Annotated in this window: 3 protein-coding genes; all 3 read right to left on the bottom strand. The window is 33.7% G+C overall.

The window, feature by feature from the left end:
* Positions 1–282: 282 nt before the first annotated feature.
* Genes MR875_08685 through MR875_08675 form a run of 3 tightly spaced genes read right to left on the bottom strand, consistent with a single transcriptional unit; the run spans position 283 to position 4,717 of the window.
* Positions 283–3,585 (bottom strand): phage tail tape measure protein, encoded by a 3,303-nt coding sequence (locus MR875_08685; GenBank protein MCI6994911.1) that lies wholly within the window; start codon positions 3,583–3,585, stop codon positions 283–285.
* A 9-nt stretch (positions 3,586–3,594) separates the two neighbouring features.
* Positions 3,595–3,966 carry a hypothetical protein gene (locus MR875_08680; protein ID MCI6994910.1) on the bottom strand — a complete coding sequence of 124 codons (372 nt, stop codon included), beginning with the start codon at positions 3,964–3,966 and terminating at the stop codon, positions 3,595–3,597.
* 22 nt (positions 3,967–3,988) lie between these two features.
* On the bottom strand, positions 3,989–4,717 hold the full coding sequence (locus MR875_08675; GenBank protein MCI6994909.1) for a hypothetical protein: 729 nt from the start codon (positions 4,715–4,717) through the stop codon (positions 3,989–3,991).
* Positions 4,718–4,815 lie beyond the last annotated feature (98 nt).

Genomic DNA, 4,815 nt, shown 5'->3' with positions numbered 1-4,815 from the left:
ACCAAATTCTTCATTTAAAGCATTTACTTCTTCAGAGGTATCACCAAATTTCTCTACAAGTTTTTGATATGCATCAATTTGATTTTGGAGGCCATAATCATCAGTTGTAAGAATATCAGAAGCTAAAACAGCCTTACCATTGATATCTATTGATGAATCAGCAACCTTACCAACTCATTGTTTAACAAGATCATCTTTTGTCAAACCACCTGTGACATCAGTTAATAATTTCTCAACTCTACCTTGATCTGCGCTATCTTTATATATATCAGTTAAAGCACTTCAACCTTTTTCTTTGATTTTCTTAGCGTTTTCATCACTATCGTCTAAACCATAGCTTCTTAAAGTACTTTTAATATTAGACTTGCTTTCACCTTTTCCAAGATCGGAAAAGTTTTTATCAATATAATTTGTATAAAGCTCATAAGCATCCATATTACTAATAAGCTGTTTAGTAAAACGACTCATGTTATCAGCTTCTTCAGAAGTAATTTGGCCTAATTCTTTAAGTGAATCTATATATTCATAAGCTTTTTCTGTTATTATATCAAAAACAACGGCTTGATTTGAAGATTCTTTAAGCATCTCAGATGCTCCGGCGTTATTTATTGTTTGAAGTTGAAGTGCACGTTTTTGTGCGATAGCTTTTTCATTTATTTCTTTAACTTGTTTCAAATATTCAAGTTTTTGATTATCACCAAGAGTATTGTAATATTTCTTTTGTTCATCGGTTAAAGCATTACCACCTTCAGTAAGTGCTTTATTCATTGCTTCAATATCTTCTTTTGTCTTAATAACTTTTTTATCAAGATTTTCAAATTCACTAATTGCAGTTTTAATTGCCGTAGTAGATTTTTGAAGATTATAAATTTCAGCACTTAAAGATCGAACATCTTCTGTTGCTTTTTCTGTTTCAGACTTGCTATTTTTAGAAATTAATTTTGGAATAGTAATAGCAAGTGCAATACCAGCTGCTGCTAAACAAGCCAACGCAATAGCAATACCAGCAACGGGAATTGATCCTGCAGCATTTTTACCTGTTTCAAGTAGAACTCCTGTTGTCAAATTTGCATTTTCTTTTTTTTGTAATGCCAAATTGGCTTTTCGTTTTAATAAAAGAGCTTGGAATCCAGTAATAATCAATCCAATAATTCCAGGAACAGTTGATAAATTACTTTTTAAATCTTTTGATACTTCAAAAGACTGTTGTTGAAGACTTAAAGATTCTCCTTGAGCTATATTATATTCTTGTTGAGCTTCATTAATAGCTAAAGTTGCTTTGGCTATTTCTTCAGTATATGTTGCTTTAATAGCTTCAATAGGTTCGCCAGTTCTTTCTGCTTGAGCAAGTTTTGCTTGATATTCTTTTTCAACACTTATCTTGTGTTCTATCGCCTTGCGTAATTTTCCTGCAGCTGTTAGAGCATTTTCTTGAGCTAACGCAATTTTACCTTTAGATAAACCTTCTTTCTTTTGTTTTAATATATCTATGTTATATGCAGCAATTTGAGCATCTAACATTTTTTCTCGGATTTTATTGGCTAAAATAACTGCTCCAACTGCACCTATAGCGACAAGTGTTGTATAAACAAATGCTTCGTTTTCCGCCATAATTGCAATACCATTAACTAATTCGCCAACAAAATCAACAATAGAAATTAATGCTTCGCTATTTGTTAATGCTGTGATAAGTTTTTCGCCCGCAACAGTTACTTTATTAATCGCAGCTTCCATTCCAAGCATATATGTCGCTGCTTGAGCTGCAGTTGCGCCATTTGAACGTTCTGAAATCTGAACTAATTCAAGAGTACGCTGATAATCATTCATCATTGAAATCAAACGTGATTGTTGACGAGTACCAGCTAATGAACGCGCAATTGCTGCTTGTTGGTTAGAACTCAATGTATCCCATTTACGTCCCAATTCATCTAAAACATCTTCTGTTGAACGCAATTCGCCGCTTACAGTGCGTAATTGAATCCCAACATATGACAAGTTTTGTTCAACATTGTTAATATTTGTTTCACCATCGAGAGTTTCACCATAGTCACTAATTTCACGCATACGCGCAATAACTGTTTTTAAAGCTGTACCAATTGTTTCAGGAGCCTCTCGAGTAGTTTCAATACCTTTAGCCAACAAACCTAATGTGTAATCCATTGACATGCCGGCCAAATTAGCTTGTGATGCGGTTTTACTTAATGCAATAGCCAATTCTTCGTAACTTGTTGCTGAAGATGCAGCCAATGCAGCGAAACGATCTGATACATCCATAGCATCTTGTGCAGACATCTTAAAACCATTAATTGCGGTTGTTAAATAGTCAACAGAATCCGAAGTACTAATAGATGCCACTTTTGCAGCTTTAACGGCCGCTTCAGTTAATGTTAATGCTTCTTCTGAACTTTTACCTTGACGGAAGAATTCAGTTGCGACAGTCGCAACTTCTTTAGTTGTAGCACCAGAAGCCATAGCAAGCTCTTGATAAGAAGACAATAGTCCATAAACTTGCTCACGGGTCATACCAGACACCATTGCTTGTTCGGTTAATGCCTTATCGAGAACTTGAATAGTTTCAACCGCATTACGAAGAGCTTTCTTCATCGTCCCAAGAACAACAGTATAAGAAATAAGATTTTTTGCTGCCTTACCAATAATACCGGTATTCTTATTTTCCTTCTTTGTTTCACCTGCAAGTTTTGGAACATCAACCGTTTCTTCATCTGGGGTTGTAACTGCATTATCTTTTGCCGCAGCTTTACCTTGCACAATAGCGTTATCAATTTCAACCTTACCACTAATAGTTGCACTAACAATTTCTTGTGCTTTGAGTTGATCAGCACTTAATTCGCCGCCTCCATCTTTTGCATCTTCTGCGGCTTTATTTAATTCATCAACCTTTTCTTGACGTTGACGATTAAGATCATTAAGAGTATCTGATAAACGCTTAAATTGATTTGCATTATCTTTGACTTCATTATTAAGACTGTCAAAGAAACCGCGTATTGCAAGCATTTGATTCTTGATTTCCTCTGTAGGTTGTTCAAGACTTTCAAGTTGCTTATAATATTTTTGCAGCGATTCATAATTTTTAATTGGATCGCCCTGTTTTGCGCCTTGCGACGCAACCATTCGTGTAAAACCTTGACTTTCAGTACGTTTATCAGCGGTTTTCTTATAAAGGAAGAAAGTACCATCTTTATCGATTTTACCGCTTTTCTTAATTACGTTTAAAGAGTTTGTTGTTTGTTCAATACGTTTATCAAGATCATCAAGTTGTTTTTCAGTCTTTGCTAAATTAGCTTGAACTGCAGTAGGAAGAGAACCAAGTTTTGCAGCAAGTTGCCCAAAGCCCGACAATAAGCTTTTTAACTCACCACCAAGATTTGAAAAAGCTTTTTCAGAAAGAGGCTTTTCAAGCGCATCTCTAATACCAACTAATTTAGCTTGGAGTTGCTCAAACTTCTTCTGAATATCTTTTTCGCCTGAATTTTTAACTATCTCACCTAGTTCCTTCTGTATATTTTCAACTTTCTTTAATTCAGGTTCTAGATAAACCTTTAATTCAATTCCATTTTCAGCCATCTAAAACCTCTACTTGTTATCTTCTGGAGTCGTTTTGCCGGCCACCATCGATACAAGATCTTTTAAACCATTCCAAGAGCTATTTAAATCTTCAATTTCGCGATCAGTATTAAAACCAAGAGTATCAACAATATTTTGAATATTAGATAAATCAAGATTGTTGATTTTTTCTTGAACACGATCGAAAATTTCATCAAGATTAGTAAATGAATATGCTCTATACTGCCTTACAAGACGATTTAAAGAAATTCTTGTTTTCTTATAAAAATCTGACTTTTTATATTCTTTATTGAAATTTTTTAACGCCAAAAGGAGATCACAAAAATTTTCATTTTCGCTCATTAAAGTGTTAATCTTTTCAATTATTTCTTGATTAGTCATCTTCCTTCCTCCTTTTTAAATTTTATTCAATTATAAAATAATTTTTATCATATTTGCGGCTATCATCAGAGACGATCTTAAATGTAAGATTTACCGTATTACTACCCGCATTATCAAAGTAAAGTTCTTTTCCAGTTTTTAAAGAACACTTATCTAATTTTAGGTAAATTGAACCGCCATTGTCATCCGTATTACCTTCTCCCCAAATATTTAATGTAAAATATCCAAAATCAGGAGTATCAAGATTGAATGATTTGGACATGTCAGGATCAACCGCATATTCATAGAAACATAAATACTTGTTACCATCGACAAAGTTATCTGATGTAACTTCGTTTTCACTATGCTCCGCAAATCCAATCATTGTAGAGCCATCTTCATTATATACATATAAATTAAATGCTTCTGGATGATGCAAATAAATTTTTCCATCCTGCGCGGTGAAATACTCTGTATAAGATTTAAGTGCCGCCTCGTCGCACTCTTTAAAAATTAATTTTGAAATTTTCTCAGTCAAAGGAACTGCATGAAGAGTAATCGAATCAGGATAGTTGTTATTATCGTATAAAAGTGTTCCAAGCTTTGAAACTTGTTTATCACTTTGACCATAACTAAAGTTAAGAGTAGTATTTTTTATAAGCGTATAGGGTTCTCCCGCTCCAAAACTCTTATCTCCAATATTTTGCGGCACTGCTGAACGAATTAGAACGTCTACTTTGCCTCCATACTTAAAAATGCTATTAAAATCCATATTATATACCTCTTCATCATATATATAAATTATACCATATTTTTTATACGATGTCAAATGTAAAAAAATACATAAAGAAAAAGACCCGTCACATGGAC

This window comes from Methanobrevibacter sp. (assembly GCA_022775905.1).
Lineage (GTDB): Archaea > Methanobacteriota > Methanobacteria > Methanobacteriales > Methanobacteriaceae > Methanocatella.
Note: the sequence above shows the minus strand (reverse complement) of the source record. Positions and strands in the feature narration are given on the sequence as shown.